Source organism: Sphingorhabdus sp. (genome assembly GCF_044239045.1).
GTDB lineage: Bacteria > Pseudomonadota > Alphaproteobacteria > Sphingomonadales > Sphingomonadaceae > Sphingorhabdus_B.
The window spans coordinates 37,743-62,247 of record NZ_JBIICD010000007.1; the positions used below are offsets into that span (position 1 = coordinate 37,743).

The 24,505-nt window shown below is 55.7% G+C and carries 25 protein-coding genes; 6 read left to right on the top strand and 19 right to left on the bottom strand.

Features of this window, described 5'->3' with window-relative positions:
- Nucleotides 1-165 precede the first annotated feature (165 nt).
- Nucleotides 166-2,352: an excinuclease ABC subunit UvrB gene (uvrB, locus tag ACILP4_RS04235; protein ID WP_395619572.1), complete on the top strand. Its 2,187-nt coding sequence runs from the start codon at nt 166-168 to the stop codon at nt 2,350-2,352.
- Between the two features lie 3 nt (nt 2,353-2,355).
- Here the strand turns inward: uvrB and ACILP4_RS04240 are convergent, their stop codons facing one another.
- The 5 genes from ACILP4_RS04240 to ACILP4_RS04260 form a co-directional block, all read right to left on the bottom strand.
- Complete coding sequence (locus tag ACILP4_RS04240) at nt 2,356-3,054, bottom strand: sulfite exporter TauE/SafE family protein (protein ID WP_395619573.1); 699 nt, start codon at nt 3,052-3,054, stop codon at nt 2,356-2,358.
- 53 nt (nt 3,055-3,107) lie between these two features.
- The gene (locus ACILP4_RS04245; protein WP_395619505.1) at nt 3,108-3,524 is read right to left on the bottom strand and encodes a DUF305 domain-containing protein; all 417 of its coding nucleotides are present in this window, start codon (nt 3,522-3,524) and stop codon (nt 3,108-3,110) included.
- A gap of 29 nt (nt 3,525-3,553) precedes the next feature.
- On the bottom strand, nt 3,554-5,551 hold the full coding sequence (gene thrS / locus ACILP4_RS04250; RefSeq protein ID WP_395619506.1) for a threonine--tRNA ligase: 1,998 nt from the start codon (nt 5,549-5,551) through the stop codon (nt 3,554-3,556).
- Nucleotides 5,552-5,666: 115 nt separating this feature from the next.
- Nucleotides 5,667-6,092: a hypothetical protein gene (locus tag ACILP4_RS04255; RefSeq protein WP_395619507.1), complete on the bottom strand. Its 426-nt coding sequence runs from the start codon at nt 6,090-6,092 to the stop codon at nt 5,667-5,669.
- Nucleotides 6,093-6,149: 57 nt separating this feature from the next.
- The gene (locus ACILP4_RS04260; RefSeq protein WP_395619508.1) at nt 6,150-7,643 is read right to left on the bottom strand and encodes a hypothetical protein; all 1,494 of its coding nucleotides are present in this window, start codon (nt 7,641-7,643) and stop codon (nt 6,150-6,152) included.
- 75 nt (nt 7,644-7,718) lie between these two features.
- Between ACILP4_RS04260 and ACILP4_RS04265 the strand changes: the two genes are divergently transcribed.
- Nucleotides 7,719-8,942, top strand: a complete 1,224-nt coding sequence (locus tag ACILP4_RS04265; RefSeq protein ID WP_395619509.1) for a CaiB/BaiF CoA transferase family protein — start codon at nt 7,719-7,721, stop codon at nt 8,940-8,942.
- Here ACILP4_RS04265 and ACILP4_RS04270 read toward each other — a convergent pair.
- The 13 genes from ACILP4_RS04270 to rpmG form a co-directional block, all read right to left on the bottom strand.
- Complete coding sequence (locus ACILP4_RS04270; RefSeq protein WP_395619510.1) at nt 8,939-9,556, bottom strand: TetR family transcriptional regulator; 618 nt, start codon at nt 9,554-9,556, stop codon at nt 8,939-8,941. The genes ACILP4_RS04265 and ACILP4_RS04270 overlap by 4 nt on opposite strands.
- Before the next feature lie 48 nt (nt 9,557-9,604).
- Complete coding sequence (locus ACILP4_RS04275; protein ID WP_395619511.1) at nt 9,605-10,477, bottom strand: crotonase/enoyl-CoA hydratase family protein; 873 nt, start codon at nt 10,475-10,477, stop codon at nt 9,605-9,607.
- 134 nt (nt 10,478-10,611) lie between these two features.
- Nucleotides 10,612-11,394: an SDR family NAD(P)-dependent oxidoreductase gene (locus ACILP4_RS04280; protein WP_183939022.1), complete on the bottom strand. Its 783-nt coding sequence runs from the start codon at nt 11,392-11,394 to the stop codon at nt 10,612-10,614.
- A 109-nt stretch (nt 11,395-11,503) separates the two neighbouring features.
- A complete protein-coding gene (locus ACILP4_RS04285; RefSeq protein ID WP_395619512.1) occupies nt 11,504-12,673 on the bottom strand; it encodes an acetyl-CoA C-acetyltransferase in 1,170 nt (389 codons plus the stop codon).
- A 99-nt stretch (nt 12,674-12,772) separates the two neighbouring features.
- Nucleotides 12,773-14,194 carry an aldehyde dehydrogenase family protein gene (locus ACILP4_RS04290; RefSeq protein WP_395619513.1) on the bottom strand — a complete coding sequence of 474 codons (1,422 nt, stop codon included), beginning with the start codon at nt 14,192-14,194 and terminating at the stop codon, nt 12,773-12,775.
- A 35-nt stretch (nt 14,195-14,229) separates the two neighbouring features.
- Nucleotides 14,230-15,765: an acyl-CoA synthetase gene (locus ACILP4_RS04295; protein ID WP_395619514.1), complete on the bottom strand. Its 1,536-nt coding sequence runs from the start codon at nt 15,763-15,765 to the stop codon at nt 14,230-14,232.
- Nucleotide 15,766: 1 nt separating this feature from the next.
- Nucleotides 15,767-16,525, bottom strand: coding sequence for a crotonase/enoyl-CoA hydratase family protein (locus ACILP4_RS04300; protein WP_395619515.1), 759 nt, complete (start codon nt 16,523-16,525; stop codon nt 15,767-15,769).
- 121 nt (nt 16,526-16,646) lie between these two features.
- Nucleotides 16,647-17,858 (bottom strand): acyl-CoA dehydrogenase family protein, encoded by a 1,212-nt coding sequence (locus ACILP4_RS04305; protein WP_395619516.1) that lies wholly within the window; start codon nt 17,856-17,858, stop codon nt 16,647-16,649.
- Nucleotides 17,859-17,939: 81 nt separating this feature from the next.
- Nucleotides 17,940-19,073, bottom strand: a complete 1,134-nt coding sequence (locus tag ACILP4_RS04310; RefSeq protein WP_395619517.1) for a GNAT family N-acetyltransferase — start codon at nt 19,071-19,073, stop codon at nt 17,940-17,942.
- A complete protein-coding gene (locus tag ACILP4_RS04315) occupies nt 19,073-19,537 on the bottom strand; it encodes a RidA family protein (protein WP_395619574.1) in 465 nt (154 codons plus the stop codon). The genes ACILP4_RS04310 and ACILP4_RS04315 overlap by 1 nt, the downstream gene beginning before the upstream one ends.
- Complete coding sequence (locus ACILP4_RS04320; protein WP_395619518.1) at nt 19,531-20,190, bottom strand: HAD family hydrolase; 660 nt, start codon at nt 20,188-20,190, stop codon at nt 19,531-19,533. Before ACILP4_RS04320 ends, ACILP4_RS04315 begins: the two co-directional genes overlap by 7 nt.
- Entirely contained in the window at nt 20,187-20,456 is a 270-nt protein-coding gene (locus tag ACILP4_RS04325) for a DUF3572 family protein (RefSeq protein ID WP_395619519.1), read from the bottom strand. The genes ACILP4_RS04320 and ACILP4_RS04325 overlap by 4 nt, the downstream gene beginning before the upstream one ends.
- Before the next feature lie 184 nt (nt 20,457-20,640).
- Nucleotides 20,641-20,808, bottom strand: coding sequence for a 50S ribosomal protein L33 (rpmG, locus tag ACILP4_RS04330; protein WP_125229418.1), 168 nt, complete (start codon nt 20,806-20,808; stop codon nt 20,641-20,643).
- Nucleotides 20,809-21,059: 251 nt separating this feature from the next.
- Between rpmG and ACILP4_RS04335 the strand changes: the two genes are divergently transcribed.
- Nucleotides 21,060-21,524 carry a Dps family protein gene (locus ACILP4_RS04335; protein WP_395619520.1) on the top strand — a complete coding sequence of 155 codons (465 nt, stop codon included), beginning with the start codon at nt 21,060-21,062 and terminating at the stop codon, nt 21,522-21,524.
- A gap of 67 nt (nt 21,525-21,591) precedes the next feature.
- Here ACILP4_RS04335 and ACILP4_RS04340 read toward each other — a convergent pair whose 3' ends face one another.
- Nucleotides 21,592-22,395, bottom strand: a complete 804-nt coding sequence (locus ACILP4_RS04340; RefSeq protein ID WP_395619521.1) for a cold-shock protein — start codon at nt 22,393-22,395, stop codon at nt 21,592-21,594.
- 215 nt (nt 22,396-22,610) lie between these two features.
- Here ACILP4_RS04340 and ACILP4_RS04345 point away from each other — a divergent pair, with 215 nt between their 5' ends.
- From ACILP4_RS04345 to ACILP4_RS04355, 3 genes are read left to right on the top strand one after another with little or no spacing between them, the layout of a single operon-like run.
- The gene (locus ACILP4_RS04345) at nt 22,611-23,228 is read left to right on the top strand and encodes a ribonuclease D (RefSeq protein WP_395619522.1); all 618 of its coding nucleotides are present in this window, start codon (nt 22,611-22,613) and stop codon (nt 23,226-23,228) included.
- Between the two features lie 25 nt (nt 23,229-23,253).
- A complete protein-coding gene (locus ACILP4_RS04350; protein WP_395619523.1) occupies nt 23,254-23,889 on the top strand; it encodes an LPS export ABC transporter periplasmic protein LptC in 636 nt (211 codons plus the stop codon).
- A 7-nt stretch (nt 23,890-23,896) separates the two neighbouring features.
- A complete protein-coding gene (locus ACILP4_RS04355) occupies nt 23,897-24,424 on the top strand; it encodes an LptA/OstA family protein (RefSeq protein WP_395619524.1) in 528 nt (175 codons plus the stop codon).
- Nucleotides 24,425-24,505 lie beyond the last annotated feature (81 nt).

Sequence of the window (24,505 nt, forward strand, 5' to 3'; positions counted from 1 at the left end):
ACGTAGCTCCTCATTTCTCTCGACCATATTTGTGTCGCCGCCTCCTCCAAAAGGCAACAGCGATAAAACAAATATCTACCGTGTAGGAAAGTAAATTTGATGCATTGGCCTGCATTCCGACGCACGCCTCTTGCCCTTGCTGCCTGCAAGGCACATAAAGCGAAGATGGCAGAGCTCATCATCCGCCGTGGGCTGGAAGAACCGGACACGGTTGGCACCTTCACCCCGCACCGCCCCGAACGCCCAGCCAAGTTGGAAGGTGGCAGGCCGTTTAAGATCGTGTCGGATTATGCGCCGGCGGGTGACCAGCCGACAGCTATTCGCGAACTTGTCGACACGGCACTGACGGGGGAAAAGAACCAGGTTCTGTTAGGCGTCACCGGGTCGGGCAAGACTTTCACCGTCGCCAAGGTGATAGAGGCATTGCAGCGTCCGGCGCTTATTCTTGCACCAAACAAGATATTGGCGGCGCAATTGTACGGTGAGTTTAAAAGCTTTTTTCCCGACAATGCCGTTGAATATTTCGTTTCTTATTATGATTATTATCAGCCCGAGGCCTATGTCCCGCGCAGCGACACCTACATCGAAAAAGAATCCAGCGTAAACGAGGCCATTGATCGGATGCGCCATTCGGCGACCCGGTCATTGTTGGAACGCGATGATGTGATCATCGTCGCATCGGTATCTTGCATTTACGGCATCGGCTCCGTCGAAACATACTCGGCAATGATTTTCGATCTGAAAAAGGGCGAGAGCGTGGATCAACGTGAATTGATCCGCAAGCTGGTCGCGCTGCAGTATAAACGCAACGACATGGGCTTTGCGCGCGGTAATTTCCGGGTGCGCGGCGACAATCTCGAAATATTCCCGTCGCATTATGAAGATACCGCATGGCGCGTCAGTTTCTTTGGTGACGAGATTGAGGAAATTGCCGAGTTCGACCCGCTAACCGGCCATACCGGCGCGAAGCTGAACAGCGTGCGCATCTATGCCAACAGCCATTATGTGACCCCCGGCCCAACAATGAAGCAGGCCAGCGAAGCGATCCGCTTTGAGCTGACCGAGCGATTGAAGGAGCTTGTGTCCGAAGGCAAGTTGTTGGAGGCGCAGCGGTTGGAAGAGCGGACGAATTTCGATCTTGAGATGATTGCCGCAACGGGTTCGTGCGCGGGCATCGAGAATTATTCGCGCTTTCTAACAGGCCGCTTGCCGGGTGAACCGCCGCCAACCTTGTTTGAATATTTGCCTGACAATGCGCTTTTGTTCGTTGATGAAAGCCACCAGACGGTGCCGCAAATCGATGCAATGGCCAAAGGCGATCATCGGCGTAAGCTGACCTTGGCTGAATATGGTTTCCGCCTGCCCTCCTGCATTGACAACCGGCCACTGCGCTTCAACGAATGGGACATTATGCGCCCGCAAACGGTCTGCGTATCGGCAACGCCGGGCGGGTGGGAAATGGAGCAATCGGGCGGCGTTTTTGCCGAGCAGGTCATTCGCCCAACGGGCCTTATCGACCCACCAGTTGAGATCAAGCCTGTCGAAGACCAAGTGCAGGATTGCATCAACGAATGCCGCAAAACGGCAGAGGCGGGCTTTCGCACTTTAGTTAACACGCTGACCAAGCGTATGGCGGAGGACCTGACCGAGTTCATGCATGAGGCAGGGTTGCGCGTGCGCTATATGCACAGCGATGTAGAAACGCTGGAGCGCATTGAACTGATCCGCGATTTGCGACGCGGTGTGTATGACGTGCTGGTGGGCATCAACTTGCTTCGGGAAGGTCTCGATATTCCCGAATGCGGGTTGGTCGCGATATTGGATGCCGACAAAGAAGGCTTCTTGCGCAGCGAAACGTCATTAATCCAGACAATCGGCCGCGCGGCGCGCAACGTAGAAGGCCGCGTGATCCTATATGCCGACCGTATGACCGGGAGCATGGAGCGCGCCATTCGCGAAACCGACCGCCGCCGCGAAAAGCAGCATGCGTATAATGTTAAACATGGGATAACCCCGGCCACAATCAAACGCGACATCCATGACATCGTCGCCGACACCGCGAGCCGGGATTCAGTGCTTGTTGAAATTGATGCCGATGGCGCCAACAACCTCGTTGGGCATAATTTGCGGGCCTATATTGACGATCTGGAAAAGAAGATGCGCGCGGCTGCCGCTGATTTGGAATTTGAAGAGGCGGGCCGCCTGCGCGACGAAATCCGGTCACTGGAGGCAACCGAGCTTGGCCTGCCGCAACAGCAACATGTCGCTGCGCCAAAAGGCCGTGCAACCGAGGGGCAGCCTGGCACACGCAAAATGCGTTATGGTAAGACGCAGCGTAAGTTCGGTAAATAGAGCCTAGTTCAGAAGCCGCAGCACCGCCGAAAGACCAGCGACGCCAAGGACGGCCGCGACAAAACTGCGCCACACAGTCGGTGGCACCCTGCCAAAAGATTTCGCGCCAAGCCAATTACCGGCAAGCACCGACGGGAACAACAAAAGCGACAGCCACAATAAGCGCGCATTCGCAAGTCCCAGGGCAAAAGCCGATATCGTGCCCGCGATTGCGGTGGCGAAAAACACCAGCATCATCGACGCACGGGCTTCCGTGGGTGGGATAGGTTGCCGCAGATAAAAAGGCACAACAGGTGGGCCGGGCATCGCGGCGAAACCGGTTAAGATGCCCGAGGCTATTCCCGTCAGCGCGGTTTCCTTTGGCCCGGGGCGAAGTTCACCTCTTTGCGGCAGCAGCACGAGAACAAACGCCGCAATGGCGATGGCAGCTATCATCAGCCGCGCCACATCCGGACTTGTGTGCATGAGCAGCCATATCCCCAGCGGCGTTGCCAACATGGCGAATGCCGCAATCATCAGAGCACTTTGCCGGTGGGCGTCGGCGTAAATGACTTTCAAGCCGACAGGCCCAATCAACACCTGGAGTAATATGGCGATGACCACAGCATCACCCGGCTTAACAATCAACCCAAACAAAGGCACAAGAATGATGGCCATGCCAAAGCCGGTCAGCCCGCGAATATAGGCCGCGCCGAACGTCATTGCCGCCAATAGCAACAATTGCCCCGCGGCGATTCCAATCAGGTCTTGAATGTTCAGTGCCCCATGGCGGCATGATCAGCCGCGGTCAGTGGCTTTTCCGCAGCCACGTCCTTTTTGTCGAGCCATGCCTGCATGTCCTTTATCTCGGCTTCTTGCGCGGCAATGACCTTTTGCGCCAGCGCGCGGACTTCGGGGTCCTTACTATGCTCCAGCGCAACCTTCGCCATATCAACTGCTCCCATATGGTGCGGGATCATGCCTTGCATAAACGCGACATCGGCGTCGGCATTGATATTGCCCATACCGGAATGCATCTTGTCATTGGCAGCTGCATAAGCCTTTTGTGCGGCATTGTAGCTGGCGGTCGCATCTGCTGTTGCCGCTGGGGTTTCGGCGGCTTGTTCCGCCGCTGGTTGCTGGCACGCCGTGAGAACCATTATAGCGGCAAGCGTGAGTGGAACTGTTTTCATCACCATCTCCTTGAATAACGTCTATTGGTTCAACGCAAATCGGGCGGCGTTGCTTCATGCGACAGCATCGCAATGGCCTCTTCCAGTGTCATGATGCGCTGACCGTCGGAACCAAGGCTACGGATTGCAACTTTGCCTTCTTCGGCCTCACGCATGCCGACCACCAGCAAATGCGGCACCTTGGCAACGCTATGTTCGCGCACCTTGTAATTGATTTTTTCGTTGCGCGTGTCGGCCTCGATACGAATGCCCGCAGCCCGCAACTTCGCGGTGACGTCATGCGCATAGCCATCGGCCTCGGACGTGATTGTCGCGACTACCGCCTGCACAGGCGCCAACCAGACAGGGAAGCGGCCCGCATAATGTTCGATCAAGATACCGATAAAACGTTCATAGCTGCCGAAAATCGCGCGGTGCAGCATGACGGGGCGATGGCGCGCGCCATCCTCTCCAACATAGCTTGCATCTAGGCGCTCAGGCAGCACGCGATCGGACTGAATCGTGCCCACCTGCCATGTGCGGCCAATCGCGTCGGTCAGGTGCCATTCCAGCTTTGGCGCATAGAACGCCCCTTCACCTGGCAATTCTTCCCAACCAAATTCGGCGGTCGCAAGGCCAGCGCGGACCACTGCATCGCGCAGTTCATTCTCCGCCTTGTCCCAATCCGCATCCGATCCGAACCGTTGGTCAGGACGCAGCGCGAGCTTGATAGAATAAGTGAAACCAAATTCTTTGTAGACCCGGTCGGCAAGCGCACAAAATGCCTGCACTTCTTCGACAATCTGGTCTTCGCGGCAGAAGATATGCGCATCATCCTGTGTGAACTGACGCACGCGCATCAGGCCATGTAAAGCACCATGCGGTTCATTGCGGTGGCAGCAACCATTTTCATAAATGCGCAGCGGCAGGTCGCGATAAGATTTAATACCCTGACGGAAGATGAGGACATGTGCAGGACAGTTCATCGGCTTCAGCGCCATCCAGTCAGCATCGCCAGAAATCACGGGACCCTCATCATCGACATTGGGCACTTCGTCAGGGATCACGAACATGTTGGCGCGATATTTGCCCCAATGCCCTGATTGCTCCCACTGCCGCGCGTCCATAACCTGCGGCGTTTTGACTTCCTTATAACCGGCGCCATCAATCGCCCGGCGCATATAGGCCTCAAGTTCGCGCCAGATCAGATAGCCATTGGGATGCCAGAAGACTGAACCATGTGCCTCTTGCTGCAAATGGAACAGGTCCATGTCTTGGCCCAAACGGCGATGGTCGCGTTTGGCGGCTTCTTCGAGCCGAAGCAGATGGGCATCGAGTTGCTTTTTGTTCAACCAGCCCGTGCCGTAAATGCGGCTTAATTGCGGATTATTCTGGTCGCCGCGCCAATAAGCGCCAGCCACCCGCGTCAGTTTGAACGCCGCCGGATCCAACTTTCCGGTTGAGGCCAAATGCGGCCCACGGCACATGTCCATCCAGTCATCACCGGACCAATAGACCGACAATTCCTCGCCCTCGGGTAGTTCCGCTGCCCATTCGGCCTTGAAGCTTTCGCCTGCATTTTGCCATGTCGCAATCAACGCATCACGCGCCATCACTTCGCGGCGCAGCGGCTTGTCGACGCGGATGATTTCGCGCATTTGCTCTTCAATCGCGGGCAGGTCATCCATGGTGAATGGACCACGCGAAGCAGGTGCCATCACGTCATAATAAAAACCGTCATCGGTCGATGGACCAAAAGTGATTTGTGTACCAGGAAACAGCGTCTGCACCGCCTCTGCCAAGACATGCGCAAAATCGTGGCGGGCGAGCTCAAGCGCGTCCGCCTCATCACGGGCAGTCACCAACGCCAGTTCAGCGTCAGCCTCAATAGGACGCATGATATCGCGCAATTCGCCATCCACCCGCGCCGCGATCGCCGCCTTGGCAAGACCAGGGCCAATGGCAGCCGCAATATCCGCAGGGGTAGTGCCACGCGCAACTTCACGGGCGGAGCCATCGGGAAGGGTGACACGGATCATCTCGGACATGGATTATCTTGCTTTCAAATGCGGTTAGAAGCGCCCCTTTGCCAGCCTAGAGGCGAAGTCGCAAGTGGGCAGCCATTGTCCCCCGAACAAGATCGCCGCATCACAAGAAGTTCAACTAGTCCTTGGCCTTTTCGCTACGATAGGGGACGAAGTCACCCAGGCTGCAAACGCCGCCGGTCATACCTGTGGTCCGGTCCACCAGACGGATGATGTCGCCTTTGCATTTCTGGCTGCCAAATTGCTCAGACACCATGATGTCATCGTCGCGCGCCAGACCGCTGCACGCGGAGCGCAGGTTGTTTTGGTACACCAAGCGGCCTGACACACGGTAGAGCAAGATATTGTCGCTAACGCGGATAGTGTTGGTGGCGTTAAAGTCGCTGATGCAATTGACGGGCGTGCCCGCGACCTTGCCGTTCAGTTCTTTCGCTAAGACTGCGCTCTGCTTCTCGGTCAGCGGCTTTGGGGTGCTATCCACCTTTCCGCATGAAGCGACCAGTGTCAAAGGAAAGGCCAAGACAGCCAATTTGAGAATGTGCATCGATTTTCTCCGGTTCCAATGGCTGCATAGCATAAGTATCGAAGGATGAACCGTAGATTATCCAATTAGTGCAGCAATATGGCGTTTTTCACCTGGGGTGACGTGCACGATCGCGGTGCCAAGATCGGCATCCACAGGGCCGTCCATCACTGCCATGGCACGCGCGCCACCTTCGGTTTCCAGCAACAATGTTGCCGGACCGAAACCGTCCTTGCCCGCGGACCGCACAAAGCTGCGCACCCGCGCCTTGCCGTTGGGCGTATCATCGAGCGCTACTGGCGTTGGCGCATAGCCCTTTGCCACATTGCCGGACCAGGCGATAGTTGGCTGCGTAGCTGTATAAATGCCAACCGCCTGCTTCGACATCACGCCGCCATTGGCGGTGACCAAGGCGGGCTTAGATCCATCATGGCGCAACGCGTCAACCATTGCGACGATGTTATACATGCCATAGCCATTGCCCGGGCCGCCAAAGAAGCTGAGCCCGCCGGTGAGCGTATAGTCGCCAAGCGCCCGCATTGCATCTTGCATGCTGTCCACCGCCGCGAATACCGCGCAGGGAAAGCAGCTATAAATGTCTACAGGACCAAGGTCGGCCGCCGCGATTCCGGCTTGATCCAGCGCCGCAGGAATGGCGAAATCCAACGCGGCAGACCGGTGAATGACCGCACGTTCGGACAAGGGTGGCTCCGCGGCCTCAGCAGCGCCAGCCAACCACACCCATTTATCTTGCGGCACACCCAATTCGCGGGCCTTGCCGGCGCTGGTCAGGATGACCGCGCCGCCCAAATCGACCGCATCCTGCGCCACATGCCAGCGACGGTAGATGTCCGTCAGCGGGTAATTGCCATTGTCATCGCTCTGCAGCGCCTCTGGGGATCGAAAACCGGGAAATTGGGCATGGGTGCGGGTTTCGGCCTTAATGGAAAAGGCGGACCATAAGGCTGACATTTGGTGCGCATAAACGTCACCGTCCAACTTCAGCGCCATCCGCCGCGCATTTTCAATCAGGCTGTACGCCAGCGGCATGGAAATGATGCCATGGCGGATTTCCGTTCGGCTTAAAATCGGGAAGGTGGAAAGGCGATTGTCGAACGGGGTGTCCGAAGGCAAGCCCCAGTCCAAAGTCACGCCCGCCTTACGGGCGCGCTTTGCGGTCCCGGTCGCTTCGGCGGCCACGAGCACAGCAACCGCACAGGTCCCGTGGCGGATATCGCCCGCCAGTTCGTTCAGCATCGCCTGCGGGCTTTGACCACCGACATCAGCGTAAATCAGCCGCGCCGCGCTGATGCCGCCAGCTGCTCCAAAAGCTTCGGGCGCATTGTCAGGCGACCCTGTGCCTAGGCTGACGCCGCTGTCCTCGAATGTGCGGATCGCGGCAATGGTGTCAATCGCCGCCGCAACCGATAGGGACTGGCCTGTATCGGCAAGTGCAACCTTGATAGCTGCGCCAGCCAATTCGCGCGGGCTTGGCCATTCGCCGGAAACTGTCTTTCGGCTGGCTTCGCCGACACCAATAATGACCGGCGCGCTTGCATCAAAATTGCTCATCATTCACTCCCGATTATCTCTTAACTGCACGCTTAAATATGCTAGCAGTCGATGCAAGAGATAAGGAGAGCGCACATGGCGAAATGGCCGAAATTGACATGGGACACAGAACCAACCGGGCCGTTGAAGGGCATTAAGGTCGTAGACATGGCCACAGTTGTGCTTGGTCCTTATGCCACTGTGCAATTGGCCGATTTGGGCGCTGAGGTAATCAAGATCGAAAATAGTGAGGGTAATACGCCAGGCGACATGATGCGTCATGGAGGCGATTCGCCCACCAAACAGCATGGTCCCATTTTCACTGCGCTCAACCGCAACAAAAAAGCCATCAACCTCAACATTAAAAAGCCTGAGGACAAAGCCGTGCTCGAGGCTTTGTTGGAAGAGGCCGACGTGTTCATCCACAATGTCCGCATGGCAGGCGTCGAGCGGCTTGGTTTTGGTTATGAGGCGGTGAAGGCCATCAACCCCAACATCGTATACGTGCATTGCGCTGGCTTTGGCGCGGGCGGTGCTTATGGCGAGCGGCAGGCATATGACGACCTCATTCAGGCCGCGTCCGGCTTTGCCGCCTTAAGCGAACAGCGCGATGGCGGGCGACCCACCTATTCACCCAGCCTTGTCGCCGACAAAGTCAGCGGGCTGTTTGCCGCCAACGCCACGATGGCTGCACTGCTTGGCCGCGCAGGCGGTCAGGGCGGGCAGTTTGTGCAAGTGCCGATGTTTGAATGCTTCACCTGGTTCAACATGGTCGAAAATTTGTGGGGCGAAACCTTCATCCCCGGCAATGGACGCATGGGCTATACACGCTCGGTCAACCCGCGTCGGCGGCCTTATCCGACCAAGGACAGCTACATTGCTATCGTCCCATATAATGACCGGCAATGGGCAACATTTTTTGAACTGGGCGGGCGGCCCAACGTCTTCGATGACCCCCGCTTTTCGACCTATCAGGAACGTACCAAGCACACTGGGGAATTATATGCGCTAATTGAGGAAGTCAGCGCAACGCGGACCGCCGCCGAATGGCTTGACCTATTGGCGCAGCATGACATCCCGGCGATGAAATATAACCGAATGGCCGATGTGCTGGCCGACCCGCATTTGGCCGATGTTGGGTTTTTTGAAGAACGGGAATCGCCGGACATCGGCAAATACCGGTCGATGAAACATCCCGTGCATTATGCAGGGACGCCCGTGTCCAATTATGCTCATCCGCCGATGCTGGATGCCGATGGCGACGAGATTAAGGCGGCATTGGGGATGCAGCTCCCTCTCCCTGAGGGCAGGATAACCTAAACCAGCAATCCGCGCATGATCAGATCAATGGTATGCTCGCGATAGGCATCGCGCATATTCTCGTCGAAATCGTCCTGATTGTAACAATGGCGCAGCACCAACCGAGATGAATAGAAACGGTCGGCAGCGCCTGTTACCGTGAAGTAGAAAAATTGCGGGTCTGTTTTGCGGAATTTGCCCGCTTTTATGCCTTGCGCAATCAGCACTTCATAAACGTTCGAAATCGGCTTGAGATATAGTTCCGCAATGCGCGCCGCTTCAGCAGGGGCGCTGTCACGGACCATACGCATCAGCAAGAGGTTGAGATAGGGAAAGGCGTGATAAGTGTCGATGACAGCGCCAATATGGATACGCAATTTGTCAGCCGGCTGCATGTCTTTGGCCACCAAAGCGCCAAGGCTTTGCACAATATTGCCCATGTCGCGATCGAGCAATGCCAGCATGAGGCCGTTCTTATTGCCGAAATAATATTTGACCAAAGCACTGTTCAGGCCAGCACGCAGCGATAATTCCGATAATGACAAGTCAATCGTGTCGCCTTCGCGCATGATCTGGCTAGCGGCCTCAATCAATTGGTCGCGCGCATTGTTGCCATCGGCTGAATCGCTTGCCACTCTTGGTCCTGTTGCCGCCATTGGTGCCCGCTTCCCCTTTACCTAAGGTTACTTATAAACAGGTTCGTCCCACCATGGGAAGAAATCTGGCAAGCCTGTGGACACCTTGTCAGGATAGGCCGGGCTGCGTTTCTCCAGAAAGCTCGCAATGCCCTCTTTCGCATCACCGGACCGCGAACGGCGGTAAATTGCCCTGCTGTCGATCGCATGCGCAGCCATCGGGTGCTCGGCCGCAGAGAGCCGCCACAACATGGCACGCGTAAGGGCAATTGATACCGGCGCCGTATTGTCAGCTATCTCACGCGCCAGCGCGCGCGCCGCTTCCATTAACTCGGTCGGCGCGTGTACAGAGCGGACGAGGCCACCGTTCAATGCCTCCACGGCGTCAAATACCCGGCCAGTCATGCACCATTCCAACGCCTGTTGCATGCCAACCAAGCGCGGCAGGAACCAACTAGAGGCAGCCTCTGGCACAATCCCGCGCCGTGCAAAAACAAAGCCAATGCGCGCAGTGTCACTGGCCAAGCGGAAGTCCATGGGCAGTTGCATGGTCGCGCCAATTCCGACCGCAGCGCCGTTGATGGCACCAATGACAGGCTTTTTGGATTGAAAAATTCGTAGCGTCAGCCGCCCGCCAGAGTCGCGCACGCGCTCGTCTGAAAGCGATTCTACCTCCGATCGGCTAGCAAACACATCGCCACCCGCATCCGGCGTAAGGTCCGCGCCCGCACAAAAGGCGCGTTCACCGGACCCAGTAACGATGACAGCACGCACGGCATCATCGGCGTCGACCAAATCAAATGCCGTGCACATTTCGCGCATCATAACATTGGTAAAAGCATTCATCTTTTCGGGACGATGCATCGTGATCGTGGCGATGCCGTCAGCGACAGCATATTGGATTTGGGTGAATTCAGTCATCGCTTGCACACCTCTGTTTCAGTTCCACCCGCACCCTTTATTCTATCGGTGTCGCGCCCAGTCTAGACATTTATAAGTCATCCACGACCTCAAAATGTCTCAACGATGCGCGACACGAACGGAATGTGTTGCGTTTACCGCGGCGCCATCCGGATCGCACCGTCGATACGCACATCTTCACCGTTGAAATACCCGCATTCGATCATCGTCATAGCAACTTGGGCAAATTCATGCGGATGGCCAAGGCGCTTCGGGAAGGGCACAGATGCAGCAAGCGCATCTTTTACGGCTTGCGGTGCACCATTCATCAACGGCGTGTTGAAAATGCCCGGCAGGATAGTGTTCACGCGAATGCCCTCGCTCATCAAATCGCGCGCGATTGGCAAGGTCATGCCGACAACGCCGCCCTTGGATGCGGAATAAGCCGCTTGGCCCATCTGGCCGTCCTCAGCCGCTACCGACGCAGTATTCACCATCGCGCCACGCTCGCCATCTTCCATGGGCTCAAGCGTCAACATGCCAGCCGCCGACTTTGCGATGCAGCGGAAGGTACCAACGAGGTTGATCTGAATAATGCGGTCGAAAGCATCGAGGGGAAAATGCTTAATCGAACCGTCTTCCTTGGAACGGCTGGCGGTCTTCGCCGCGTTGCCCGTTCCGGCGCAGTTCACCAAGATACGTTCCTGACCATGCGCGGCGCGTGCCTTGGCGAAGCCAGCATCAACGCTTTCGTCGCTGGTGACATTGACGTTGCAAAACACGCCGCCAATTTCAGCGGCCAGCGCTTCGCCCTTGTCGGCTTGAAGATCGAAAATCGCGACCTTCACACCCTTTGCAGCCAGCGCACGCGCGGTTGCTTCGCCAAGGCCCGATGCACCGCCAGTAACGACTGCTGCGACTGTTGAATCCAGTTTCATGTAAATTCCCTTTTTAAAAACCTAAGTGCTGAGCCTGTCCAAGCACGTTCAACCGAAACGCGCCCTTTGACAGGCTCAGGGCTACGGCTATGCTTATGTCTGCGCTAAATTACACCCGCTCGATGATGGTAACGTTGGCCTGACCGCCGCCTTCACACATCGTCTGCAAACCATATTTGCCACCACGGGCTTCAAGCGCATTCAGCAATGTCGCCATCAACTTTGTACCCGACGCGCCAAGTGGATGACCCAATGCAATCGCGCCGCCATGGACGTTGATTTTTGAACGATCGCCGCCTGTGTGCTTCAACCAAGCCAAAGGCACTGGCGCAAAGGCTTCATTGACCTCATACAAATCGATGTCGGATATTTTCATGCCCGAACGCTGAAATGCGCGGTCGGTTGCAAACAATGGTTCTTCCAACATGATCACCGGGTCACCCGCGGTCACCGTCAGGTTGACGATCCGCGCGCGCGGAGTCAGGCCATGTTCTTTCAACGCCTTTTCCGACACGATTAGAACCGCCGATGCGCCGTCGCAAATCTGGCTGGCGTTGGCGGCCGTAATGCTCCCGCCTTCCTGAAGCAATTTGACGCCGGACAGGCTTTCAAAGGTCGCGTCATAGCGAATGCCCTCGTCGCTATTGTGGATTATCTTTCCTTCTGGCGTATCAACTTCCATGCCGACAATTTCATTGGCAAATGCGCCGCTTTGCGTGGCCGCAATAGCCTTTTGATGCGATTCCAGCGCGAACTGGTCGAGATCTTCGCGGCTAAAGCCGTATTTTTTCACCAGCATTTCAGCGCCCATAAACTGGCTGAACATGATGCCGGGATAGGCCTCTTCCAAACGCGGGCTTTTATATGTGCCCATGCCTTCTTTTTTAAACAGCATCGACGTTGAGCCCATTGGTACGCGCGTCATGCTTTCGATACCGGCGGCAAGGACAATATCCTGCGTGCCCGACATAACGCCTTGCGCAGCAAACATCATCGACTGCTGTGATGATCCGCACTGGCGATCTATGCTGACCGAAGGGATAGAATTCGGAAGGCGTGAGGCCAGCACGATGTTGCGGCCAACGTCACCTGCTTGCTCGCCCCCTTGCATGACGCAACCCATAATGACGTCTTCAATCGCCGCAGGGTCGAAATCATTACGGTCGGCAATAGAATCGAGAACCGCAGCACCCAAATCCACCGGATGCACACCGGCAAGCTTGCCGCCGCGACGGCCACCTGCGGTACGGACCGCATCCACAATATAGGCGTCTGCCATTTTCACTCTCCTGTTGTTCAAAATTTAATCAGACGATTAAACTTTGAAGGGGAAGAGTCAAGGCCCTCCCCATCTTTAACCGATGGGGAGGTTTTAAGCTTAAGCCGCTTCGCGGGCTATCGTGATCACTTGCGGATAGGTGAATTCAAGCAAGCCTTCCTCACCCAATTCGGCACCGAAACCAGACTGCTTATGTCCGGCAAAAGGCGCGTTGGGAGCGAGGTGCATGGATTCGTTAATCCAGACTGTGCCGGTTTCCAACTGCTCGGCAACTTCCACAGCAGCTTCTGGGTTGCTGGTCCAGATAGAACCGGCAAGTCCATAATCCGAAGCGTTGGCACGGCTAATGACTTCATTGATTGTCGAAAATTTCATTAACGGCATGACTGGACCGAATTGTTCTTCGGCCACAATCCGCGCATCTTCGGGCGGATTATCAAGCACAGTCACCGGCACGAAATAGCCAGGAATCGATGGGTCATGGTCGCCGCCAGCGAGGAATTTATAGCCCTTGTCCTTTGCGTCCTGAATAAGCTCCAACACGCGCTTATATTGTGGCTTGTTCTGGATGGGGCCAATTGCGGTGCCCTGTTCAGCGCCGTCGCCAACCTTGACCGCCTTGGCATAAGCCGCAATCGCGCCCGACAATTCGTCATAGATATCTTCGTGAATATAGATACGCTTGGCCGCGATGCAGACTTGACCAGCATTGTAAAAGCTCGCCCAAAACAGCTTTTCAGCCACCTTGGTGACATCAGCATCGGGCAGAACGATTGCGGCGTCATTACCGCCCAATTCAAGCGTAATGCGCTTCAAATCCTTAGACGCAGACTCCATCACGCGCTTGCCTGTTGCAGTCGAGCCCGTGAAGGTGATCTTGTCGATGTCTGGGTGCGACGTCAGCAATGGTCCCAGCGCATCGCCGCCCGTGATGATGTTGAGCACGCCGGCTGGGAATACGCCCGCCACGAGCTCGGCCAATCGCAAGGTCGCCAGCGGCGTGAAGGGTGATGGTTTGAGCACCATCGTGCAACCCGACAATAAAGCAGGCACAATCTTCTGAATCGCCATCAATACAGGGAAGTTCCACGGCACGATGCCGCCAACCACGCCAACGGGCACGCGGCGGGTACGGCTCAAGCGCTTGTCGCTATCCTCTGTGATTTTCTCTTCCAAATTTAGCATCGGCAAAGCGCGCGTCATGCCTACGCAGCCGGCGATTTCATTGCCCGCCTGCATATGCGGCTTGCCTTGTTCCGCGGTGAGCAAACGCATGAGCTCGTCGCTGTTCGTCTTGATCACCTCTGCCATTTTCGCAAACAAGGCCCGGCGTTCTTCGACGCTTGTTTTCTTCCATGTCTGGAACGCTGCGCGGGCAGCGGCAACCGCCTTGTCGAGATCGGCCTGACCGCAATCCGGCACTTGGCCTATGACCTGTTCGGTCGCAGGGTTCACGACATCAATCCATTTGCCGTTATCAACCAGTTCACCGTTGATCAGATTTTTATATTGCGTGGTCATTGTCTATCTCCTGATGAGTCTGCGGCTTTATTGCCTCAAGTTGTCGGCTTGTCCTGCTTTGCCCAATATTCATCGCGCAGCAGGCGCTTATATAGTTTTCCGGTATCATGGCGAGGCAGCTCTTCGCGGAAATCAATGCGCCGTGGAATTTTTATGCCCGATAGCTTTTCCCGCGCGTAGGCGGTCAGTTCATCGCGTAAATCATCGCCCGCGTCGGCCATATCAAGCGGCTGCACCACGGCGATAACCTCTTCACCCATTTCGTCATGCGGCCCACCGATGACCGCAACATCGCGGACCCTTGGGTGCGTGACCAAATGGTTTTCAATTTCTTGCGGATAGATGTTTACGCCGCCCGAAATGATCATGAAGCTTTTGCGGTCAGTGAGATAGAGATAGCCCTCTGCATCCAGCCGCCCAACATCACCCAATGTGGTCCAGCCATGTTTATTGGTCGCACCTTTGGTTTTTTCGGGGTCATTATGGTAGCTGAAAGACGCGGCGCTTTCGAAGAACACCGTGCCTTCTTGGCCCACAGGCACATCGTCGCCTTCTTCGTCGCAAATATGCATCGTCGCATTCAACGCACGGCCAACGGAACCTTTATGCGTCAGCCATTCCTCACTTGAGATAAATGTAATTCCCTGCCCCTCGGTTCCGGCATAATATTCGCGCAGGACTGGGCCCCACCATTCAATCATCGCTTCCTTGATCGGTACTGGACATGGCGCGGCGGCGTGGACCGCAGTTTCCAAGCTGGACACGTCATATTTAGCGCGCACATCTTCGGGCAGCTTCAGCATACGTGCGAAATGCGTTGGCACCCATTGGCTGGCGGTAATCTTGTATCTTTCAATAGCTACCAACGCCGCTTCTGGATCAAATTTCTCCATCACCACAACCGTGCCGCCAAGGCGGTGCACCGCGGCACACCAACGTAAAGGTGCGGCATGGTAAAGCGGTGCTGGCGACAAATAGATGCTGTCGCCCGAAAATTTGAACGCCATCATGGCGAGGCCAGCAAGGACATTGGGAGCGGTAATATCGGCGTCCTCGGGCAGCGGAAAGCGAATACCCTTTGGTTGCCCCGTCGTGCCGGAACTATACAACATGTCAGTGCCAGCCCGCTCATCGACCACGGGTGTGATGGGCATTTCTGCGACAGCTAAGGCATAATTTTCCCATCCGGCATGTGCGCCGCCAAGGATGAAACGCGTCACCGGGCTTTCAATCTGGTCCAGCACCGCGCCAAGATAAGGCGAGGCAAAAAGTGCCTTTGACCCGCTATCCTTCAGAATATAATCGATTTCGGAGGCGGTGAGCCGGCAACTAATGGCGACGTAGATCAGCCCTGCACGCTGCGCGCCCCAGACAATATCGAAAAATTCAGCACGATTTTCGAGGCAAATTGCCACTGTATCGCCGTGCTGAAGCCCAAGCGTACGAAACAAATGGGCGCACTGGTTGGAACGTTCGTCAAGTTGCTTGTATGTGATAGTCTCACCCGACCCCGCCATGGTGACGGCGGGTTTATCGGGATTGGCGACGGCGTGAACGGTTGGATGGCCCATGTTATTCCCCCTGCCAGTTTGGTTTACGCTTTTCGGCAAAGGCCAATGCGCCTTCGCGTGAGTCCTTCGAGGCAAAAACAGGTGCGCAAATCTCGCTCTGTTTCTTCCACATCTCTGTGGAGTTCCAATCGGGTCGCTCATTGATAACACGCTTCGTCGCAATCAGCGCCAGCGGTCCGTTGGCAGCTACCTTTGCCGCAAGCTCAAGTGCAGCATCAATGGCAGCGCCGTCTGTCACGCGGTTCACAAAACCTATTTCATACGCCCGATGGGCCGAGATGAAATCTCCTGTCAGTGCAAGTTCCATAGCCATGCGCTTGCCGATAATCGATGGCAGCGTCAGCAAGCCTCCAGCGGCGGCGACAAGGCTCCGCTTCACCTCAGGGATACCAAACTGTGCTTTGTCATTCGCCACCAGCAAGTCGCAGGCAACCGCAATTTCCATGCCGCCTGCAAGCGCATAGCCTTCAACTGCACCAATGAGCGGCTTGGCGGGCGGGGATTCAATAAAGCCAGCAAAACCCTTGCCCTTGATGCTGGGCAGCTCTCCACGCAGAAATGCCTTCAGATCCATGCCAGAGCAGAAAGTCCCGCCTGCACCCGTGATGATGCCCGCGTTTAGGCTTTTGTCGCTATCCAGCTGCTCCATGGCCGCAGCAATGCCTTGTGCGACCGCCTGGTTGACAGCATTCTTCGCGTCGGGCCGGTTGATCGTGATGATCAGGACACCGTCCTGAGCTTGGGTTAGGACTTCGGACATTTACACTCTCCTAAACAAAAAGCTTTGCCCTGAGCTCAGTCGAAGGACGCTTGCCAGGCAATGACTGTGCCCAGTGGAGTCGTCCCGTCTAAACGCTCGGAGCTACGACATCCGTAATCGCTCACCGCCCTTTGGGCAGGCCAAGCACATGTTCACCGATGATATTTTTCTGGATTTGGCTCGTTCCGCCGCCAATCGTGGCGGAGAAGCTGTTCAAATAGGACCGGTGCCAATAGCCGTCATCTACCGCATTTTCGTCGCCAACATAATAGCCGGCGCGCGTGCCTTGGAACTGCAAGGAGAATTCGGTCAATTCGCGCACCAACTCGGTTCGTGCCAGCTTGTTCATCAACGCCAGCCCCATCGGGCGATCACTGGTGAGCGGGGCCATGCGGCGGCGCTGGTTGTTGAGGTTCAGCGCCTGAATTTCGATCATATAGTCGACAAGCCTGTCACGCATGACGGGATCATCCAGCACAGGCTTGCCGCCGCGCTTGGCCGAACGCGCCATATCGATAACGCCCATCACGTCCATTTCCTTGACGAAATAGCCGCCGACCGGATTGACCTTCGCTCCACGCTCATACTCAAGCGTCTTCATCGCGACCATCCAGCCCTGCCCTTCTTCACCGACGAGGCCTGAAGCAGGAATGCGGGCATCGGTGAAGAAACACTGTGTAAAGCCATATTCACCAGTCAATTTTTTCAGGCGCCGCGTTTCGACGCCGGGGATCTTCATCGGCGCAAGGAAGAACGAAAGCCCTGCATATTTGCTTGGCCCGTCATTGGATGTGCGGGCGAGCAGGATCATATAATCGGCGCGGTCGCCCAATGAGGTCCAGATCTTGGAACCATTGATGACATATTCGTCACCTTCACGAACCGCTTTGGTCTGCGCGCTGCCAAGGTCGGAACCATGCTCTGGTTCCGAAAACCCCTGACACCAGATTTCTTCAGCCGAGAGCATTGGCTTTATAAAGCGGCGCTTATCCTCCTCACGGCCAATGTCGAGCAACAACGGTCCCGTCCAGCCATTTGCAATCGCGTTGAGCATGATCGGCGCATCATGGCTTTTCATGATCCGCGTGGCGATACGCTGATATTCAGGGTGCATGCCATAGCCGCCATATTCGGTGGGCCAAGACATTCCGAAATAGCCCGCTTCGTAAACCTTACGCTGCCAATTGCGGAGGAAATCAAACTGCTGATCCGTCGACACTTCCATGAAGGTCAAGGGCAGCATGAAACCGGGGTCGCGCACCGTATTTTCGGCGAACCACGCGTCGCATTGCTTTTCAAAGGCGGCGAGTTCCTGGGGGCTTGGTGTGCTCATGGGCTGATTCCTCTCTCTGCATTTAATTGGGCGATTAAATAGAGGATTGCAACACTGAAATCCTCACCGGATTGCCTAGGATTAGCCCTTCTTGAAGGGGGCCATGTCGCCTAAAAATTCAATTTCGCGTTCCATGGCCTGTGTTTCGCGTTCCAGAAAATCGGCTACTGCCGCGCGGAATCCTTCATTTGCGATATAATGGGCGGAATAAGTCGGCACCGCCTCATAACCGCGCGCCAATTTATGTTCGCCTTGCGCCCCCGCCTCCACACGGGCGAGGCCATGGGCGATGGCATAATCAATCGCTTGATAATAACAGAGTTCAAAATGCAAAAAGGGAACTTCATTGGTGCATCCCCAATAGCGGCCATATAGGCAATCGGGCCCGACAAAGTTGAGTGCGCCAGCAATTGGTCGGTCAGCGTCAAACGCCAGAAACAAGACGATGCTGTCACGCATAGTGTCGCCGATGATGTCGAAAAACGCTCGGGTCAGATAGGGCGTGCCCCATTTGCGCGTGCCAGTATCCTGATAGAATATCCAGAACGCATCCCAATGTTCGGGCGCGATATCCGCACCAGAAATTTGTTCTATGCGGACGGCCTCTTGCGCACCTGCACGTTCCTTGCGGATGGCCTTGCGTTTACGCGACGATAAGGCACCCAGAAACCCTTCAAAATCGGTATAGTCCCGGTTCTGCCAATGAAATTGCGCACCGACCCGCGTCAACCATCCTGCCGCGCGAAATTGTGCCAGCTCGGCTTCCTCCACAAAAGTCGCATGTGCGGAAGACAGGCCATTCTGGTCCACCACTGCTTCCGCCGCCCGCAAGATCGGCAAAGCCATCGCCGGATCACGCACTAACAATCGCGGCCCCGGCACGGGCGAAAATGGCGCGGCGATCTGCAACTTGGGATAATATTGCCCGCCAGCCCGATGAAACGCATCCGCCCAATGTTGGTCGAACACATATTCGCCTTGGCTATGTGTCTTGAGATAAGCTGGAAGCGCCGCCACCGGAACGCCACCCGCATCACGAATGACGACTGGCGCTGGCGACCATCCCGTGCCCGGACCAACGCTTCCCGATTGCTCAAGCGCCGACAGAAACGCATGACTGACAAACGGATTGCCGCGCGGGTTCAGCGCATCCCACTGGTCCGCGGAAATCTCGCTGACTTTGCTTAAGAGTTCGGCGGTGACGCCGTCGGTCATTAAGCCGCGCGGACCTTCACAACGCAGTCGATTTCGACCGTTGCATCGCGTGGCAATACAGGCACGGAGACGGCGGCACGTGCATGCTTGCCTGCGTCGCCGAATACTGCTTCCATCAGGTCCGATGCGCCGTTTGCGGCCTCAGGTTGATCGGTGAAATCAGGGGTCGAGGCTACAAATACGCCAAGCTTGACGATCCGTTCCACGCGGTCGAGGTCGCCGCCGAGGGCTGCTTTCATCTGCGCAATGAGCATGACTGCGCACGCTTTGGCAGCTGCCTTTCCATCTTCAAGGCTACGCGTATCGCCGACTTTGCCAGTGACAACCTTGCCATCGACAAACGGTAACTGCCCCGAAATGAACAGCATGCCGTTCGCTTCGACAGCAGGCACATAAGACGCGACCGGCGCGGCAGGCGCAGGGAGAGTAATACCGAGTTCGGCCAATTTTGCTTCTATCATGATGCTACCTTTTCCAATGTGGGCGCTGGCGCATTCGCAACCAGCCGCTCCCTAATCCAAACTTCCGCGTCGGCCCAGCGGTCTAGCCGTGCATGCGCTGATTGCGAAGGTTTCACGCGATCCCACAGCAAAGGCTCACCGACAAAATGCAAACGCCATACATCGGGGTGCTGTTCGCCAACGGACTCATGCTGGTGCCCGAGATCGTCGACGAATACAGCAACGCTTGGCCGATATTCTTCGAGAATCCGTCCAAGCGCCTCACCTTTGCCACCCTGGTTACAATAGACTGGCGCGTCGATGCCTACGGCCTTCAACTGCTCGGTCCGCGGTCCTGCACGGTGATCAAGCAAATTGGTGAGGATAACGACATCGGCATGCTCACGTAAGCGGTTGATACTTTCTACCGCGCCATCAATTGCCTGTTGCCGGTGCATTTCGGTATCGAAAAATCCGTTAAGCAAATCCCAAACCTGACCGCGCTCGACAATATTGCCATCATGCTTGTGGCGCAGTGCCTCACCCCAGTCACCATGGACGAGGTCGAAATGGATATGGTGTGCGTCATCAAGCCAGTCGCGAAAAGGGACGATCATGTGCAACAACACTTCATCGCAATCCGAAATCAGCAATGGCCGAGGACCAATAACGCTCATGCTTCCAACTCCTGCCGTGCGTGCACCAATAAGGAGGGTGAGACACCAATGACCGCCGCGCACGCGATAAGGTCAGGCTCATACGCCTCCAAAAACGACAAGATCGCCGCCTGAGTACTCCGGTCCATAACGCTGCCGCGTAAACCCTCGGGTGTGAGGCCAGTGAGCGACAATAATCGCTCCGCTCGTGATTCTTCCATCAACGCCCAAGCCAATGCCTGGAACGCCATAGCCGATGCGTCTGACGTGTCGTTTGTTTCATGCATGGCCATCGCTTAAGCCAAGGCATGGCTGAACGCAAAGCGGGAAAAGGTCTGTATGGATAAAAAGGTGATGACCTTTAGGGCAGCAGTGTTGCGGTCGATAGCAGAAATCAGGCAATCATGTTGCCAGAATCAAAAAGGGCGCCCGAAGCGCCCTGATCGATCAAAGTTCAAGCAGCGCGTTGGCTTACTTGATTTTGGCTTCCTTGAACTCGACATGCTTGCGCACGACGGGGTCATATTTGCGGAACGTCATCTTTTCCGTGATGTTACGCGGATTTTTCTTGGTCACGTAGAAGAAGCCCGTGTCAGCAGTGCTGAGCAGCTTGATCTTGATCGTGGCTGGCTTCGCCATGGCCCATTCCTTTTGTTCAAATAATTTCGTAAAAAACTGCGGAGCAAAAAGCTGCGCCGTTCACAGACGGCGGCCAATGCGGATTCGCAAGTGAAAAGTCAAGTCCATAAGCTAGAATGCCGCATGGCAGCATTCCGGTAATACACCACAACCTTATGCGGAACGCGTTCAGCTAGCCACAGACCCCATATGTTGGAAATTGACCTCGTCATTCCTATATATAAAGTTCCCCCCAATATAGGAGAAGTGCGATGGAATCTGGCGACAATAGCAAAAAGGCGTTGGCCGAAGCGTTAAACGCCCTACTGGCCGATTATTACGCGCTATATCTGAAAACCAAGAATTTTCACTGGCATATCACTGGACCGAATTTTCGCGAATATCATCTGCTGTTTGACGAACAAGCGACAGAGCTGATCGCGACGACCGATCTTGTGGCCGAACGCGTGCGCAAATTGGGTCAGTATACACTGACCTCGATCGGTTCGATCGCCGCAACACAGCGGATTAAGGACCATGATTCGACGTCGACCGATGCAGCAATGATGCTGAAGGAACTGCACGCGGACAATGAAACGCTGATCACAGCGTTAAAGGCCGCCAAGGATTTTGCCGACGAGGCGGGTGACAATGCCACCGACGGGCTACTTGACGATTGGACCGACCAAGCCGAGCAACGCGCTTGGTTTCTGGCAGCCACGATAGGTAACGCATAAGAACATATAAAAAAGGGCGGGAGAAGCCTATTGCTTCACCCGCCCTTTTTGAAATTCAGAACAGCACTTATTCGGACAGCGCGCTCAAGTTTGTTGCAGAATATTTGCCACGACGGTCGATTTCGATGTCGAAGGACAAACGGTCGCCCTGAGTCACTTGCCCCATGCCCGAACGCTCAAGCGCCGAAATATGTACAAAGACATCTTCGCCGCCATCGTCACGCTGTACGAAACCAAAACCCTTCATGTCATTGAAGAACTTCACGGTACCGTTGGCCCGTTCGCCAGTCGATTCGCGCTGCGGACCACGTGCGGCCGAGTCGCGATCACCGCCACGGAAGCCGCCGCGATCATCACCGCGCGGTCCACGGTCACGGTCAAACGCTGGACGGTCAGGGCGCGGAGCGCGTTCGCTGACGGGCATAGGTTCACCGTCGATCACGAGATCGGTCGCCGACACTTTACCACCACGTTCCACCAGTTGGAATTCTAGCGGCTGGCCCTCGGCAAGGCCGGCCAAGCCAGCTTGCTCGACAGCGCTGATATGCACGAAGACGTCGTCGGGACGATCATCTACCTGAATGAAGCCAAAGCCTTTTTGACCATTGAAAAACTTGACGATTCCTTTGCCGGAACCAATGACTTGCGCGGGCATTGGTGGGCCACCAGGGCCACGGCGCGGGGCACCAAAGCCACCTCCACCTCCACCGCCGCCGCCATTACCGCCGCCGCCAAATCCACCGCCGCCTGAACGGCCGCCACCAAAATCACTTTGATAGGGGGATGGCGCGCGATAGCCATCGTAGCTTTCATCACCGAAACCGTCTCTTTTGTCCCGGCCCTTGCCAGCACGCTTGCGATCAAAACCCATAACTTCTTGCTTGCCTTCTCATCGCCCTAAACCACTATGTTATGCAGTCGAGGGCGACTGTACTGCACGTCACAAGCGTAACCGTTGGTGATTACGCGACACACTTCTATATCGTAATAAAATGTGACGCGATAGCAAATATTGTTGGCGAAATTCGCTGTGTCGTAACTGTACTTTCATTTGCCTTGGACGGCACTGTCAGGCAAGGGGCAAGCATGAGCGTTTATTTGCATGAAGAAGACCTGCCCGCAGGCGTACTGGCCGAGGGTCCTGTGGCCGTTGACACTGAAACCATGGGGTTGATTACCCCACGCGACCGGCTTTGCCTGTTGCAGATTTCCGATGGCCGCGGGGACGAACATCTGATCCGCTTTAGCCGGGACAGCGATTATAAAGCGCCTAATTTGCGTGCCGTTCTTGCCGATCCTGCACGCCTCAAATTGTTTCATTATGCCCGATTCGATCTGGCCGCGATTTCGCATTATTTGAATGTTGTCGCGACGCCGTTGTTCTGTACGAAAATCGCCTCACGCCTGACCCGGACATATACGGATCGCCATGGTTTGAAAGAATTGGTTAAGGAAATACTGTCGACCGACATTTCCAAACAGCAGCAATCCAGTGATTGGGGTGGCCCCGTGCTATCCGAAGCACAAAAGGATTATGCCGCAAGCGATGTTCGCTATCTTCACCGCCTGCATGCCGAATTTGTTATCCGCCTAGAACGCGAAGGCCGCACCGCCTTGGCGCAGGCATGTTTTGACTTTCTGCCGCACCGCGCAGACCTTGATCTTGCGGGCTGGCCAGAAATAGACATATTCGGGCACAGTTAAGGTTCGATCTGGTTAAGCATCGATCATGTCCGCACAAGCCGATCTTGAACGCACACAAAGGCAACGCTGGGCTATGCCAGACGGGCAGCACGATCGCCTGATCCGCGCGCTACGCGTTGTGTTGCCCATCGTCATTGGCCTGTTGGTAGCGCTGCTGGCATTCAGCCCCTTTACCGGCAAACAGGAATTGAGCTTCGTTCTGAACAAGGATGAAGTAGACCTGTCGCGCGAACGGCTGCGCGTCGTCGAGGCATTGTATCGCGGCGATGACAGCAAAGGCCGCCCTTTTTCCTTGCGCGCAGGAAGCGCTGTGCAAAAAACGTCTGCCGACCCTGTGTTGGACATGACATCATTATCGGGCCGGATAATGTTGAATGACGGACCAGCGTCCATCGTTGCGCAGCACGGCGTTTATAACCTTAACAAAGAAACGATGCGCGTGAATGGCCCCTTGGCTTTTGAATCGGCAGGCTATGACATGGTCGCCAGCAATGTGGAGCTATCGTTGAAAGATCGTTCGATGCAAAGCTTTGGTCCTGTTAGCGGCCGGACAAAAGTTGGCACCTTCCACGCGGAACGCCTGCGCGCCGACCTCGACACGCGTATTGTACGACTGGATGGCGGCGTTCGTTTGCGTATCGATCAGAATGCGATTAAGTGAGCGGGCAATGACTATTCGTTCTCTCTCCCTTGGCATGTGCGCCGCGATTGCTGGCATGGGCATGCTGTCCTCGGCTTCGACGGCGCAAAGTATTCGCAATCATGATAGCAACGCCCCTGTCGATTTTTCGGCAGCTTCTATGGAGTTGCAAGACCGCGCAGACCGAGTGGTGTTGTCTGGTGGCGTGACGGCAATGCAGGCAGGGCTTACGCTGAAGGCAAATCGCGTGACCGCAGCCTATTCCAGCAATAACGGCGTTGATGTGAACCGCCTGGATGCCACCGGCGGCGTCATGATCTCTAAGGATGACCTGCGCGCAACCAGCAGCTCTGCCATTTATGATCTGGATTCCAGCCTAATCACGCTGATCGGCAATGTGAACCTTGTGCAAGGCAATAATCGCCTCACTGGCGGACGTTTGATCATTGATCTGAACTCAGGACGCTCAACAATCAACGGAGGCGGGGCGGCTAATACAACACATTCGGGTGGCCGCGTCACTGGCACCTTCAGCGTGCCGCAACGCAAAAAGTAGGTTTGGGCTAACGCTGAAAAAGCTGAAACTGTAAACAATCCAACGAAGCATGAATCATGCCAATTGCAAAATGCTTCGCTA

What these genes read in the sequence shown, in the direction of transcription:
- ACILP4_RS04245 (WP_395619505.1), bottom strand. Translation starts at nt 3,524, where the DNA reads ATGAAAACAGTTCCACTCACGCTTGCCGCTATAATGGTTCTCACGGCG.
- ACILP4_RS04300 (WP_395619515.1), bottom strand. Translation starts at nt 16,525, where the DNA reads ATGTCCGAAGTCCTAACCCAAGCTCAGGACGGTGTCCTGATCATCACG.
- ACILP4_RS04350 (WP_395619523.1), top strand. Translation starts at nt 23,254, where the DNA reads ATGTCCGCACAAGCCGATCTTGAACGCACACAAAGGCAACGCTGGGCT.
- ACILP4_RS04335 (WP_395619520.1), top strand. Translation starts at nt 21,060, where the DNA reads ATGGAATCTGGCGACAATAGCAAAAAGGCGTTGGCCGAAGCGTTAAAC.
- ACILP4_RS04305 (WP_395619516.1), bottom strand. Translation starts at nt 17,858, where the DNA reads ATGAGCACACCAAGCCCCCAGGAACTCGCCGCCTTTGAAAAGCAATGC.
- ACILP4_RS04310 (WP_395619517.1), bottom strand. Translation starts at nt 19,073, where the DNA reads ATGACCGACGGCGTCACCGCCGAACTCTTAAGCAAAGTCAGCGAGATT.
- rpmG (WP_125229418.1), bottom strand. Translation starts at nt 20,808, where the DNA reads ATGGCGAAGCCAGCCACGATCAAGATCAAGCTGCTCAGCACTGCTGAC.
- ACILP4_RS04275 (WP_395619511.1), bottom strand. Translation starts at nt 10,477, where the DNA reads ATGACTGAATTCACCCAAATCCAATATGCTGTCGCTGACGGCATCGCC.
- ACILP4_RS04265 (WP_395619509.1), top strand. Translation starts at nt 7,719, where the DNA reads ATGGCGAAATGGCCGAAATTGACATGGGACACAGAACCAACCGGGCCG.
- ACILP4_RS04260 (WP_395619508.1), bottom strand. Translation starts at nt 7,643, where the DNA reads ATGAGCAATTTTGATGCAAGCGCGCCGGTCATTATTGGTGTCGGCGAA.
- ACILP4_RS04255 (WP_395619507.1), bottom strand. Translation starts at nt 6,092, where the DNA reads ATGCACATTCTCAAATTGGCTGTCTTGGCCTTTCCTTTGACACTGGTC.
- ACILP4_RS04280 (WP_183939022.1), bottom strand. Translation starts at nt 11,394, where the DNA reads ATGAAACTGGATTCAACAGTCGCAGCAGTCGTTACTGGCGGTGCATCG.
- ACILP4_RS04240 (WP_395619573.1), bottom strand. Translation starts at nt 3,054, where the DNA reads ATGACGTTCGGCGCGGCCTATATTCGCGGGCTGACCGGCTTTGGCATG.
- uvrB (WP_395619572.1), top strand. Translation starts at nt 166, where the DNA reads ATGGCAGAGCTCATCATCCGCCGTGGGCTGGAAGAACCGGACACGGTT.
- ACILP4_RS04320 (WP_395619518.1), bottom strand. Translation starts at nt 20,190, where the DNA reads ATGAGCGTTATTGGTCCTCGGCCATTGCTGATTTCGGATTGCGATGAA.
- ACILP4_RS04285 (WP_395619512.1), bottom strand. Translation starts at nt 12,673, where the DNA reads ATGGCAGACGCCTATATTGTGGATGCGGTCCGTACCGCAGGTGGCCGT.
- ACILP4_RS04290 (WP_395619513.1), bottom strand. Translation starts at nt 14,194, where the DNA reads ATGACCACGCAATATAAAAATCTGATCAACGGTGAACTGGTTGATAAC.
- ACILP4_RS04295 (WP_395619514.1), bottom strand. Translation starts at nt 15,765, where the DNA reads ATGGGCCATCCAACCGTTCACGCCGTCGCCAATCCCGATAAACCCGCC.
- ACILP4_RS04325 (WP_395619519.1), bottom strand. Translation starts at nt 20,456, where the DNA reads ATGCATGAAACAAACGACACGTCAGACGCATCGGCTATGGCGTTCCAG.
- ACILP4_RS04355 (WP_395619524.1), top strand. Translation starts at nt 23,897, where the DNA reads ATGACTATTCGTTCTCTCTCCCTTGGCATGTGCGCCGCGATTGCTGGC.
- ACILP4_RS04340 (WP_395619521.1), bottom strand. Translation starts at nt 22,395, where the DNA reads ATGGGTTTTGATCGCAAGCGTGCTGGCAAGGGCCGGGACAAAAGAGAC.
- ACILP4_RS04345 (WP_395619522.1), top strand. Translation starts at nt 22,611, where the DNA reads ATGAGCGTTTATTTGCATGAAGAAGACCTGCCCGCAGGCGTACTGGCC.
- thrS (WP_395619506.1), bottom strand. Translation starts at nt 5,551, where the DNA reads ATGTCCGAGATGATCCGTGTCACCCTTCCCGATGGCTCCGCCCGTGAA.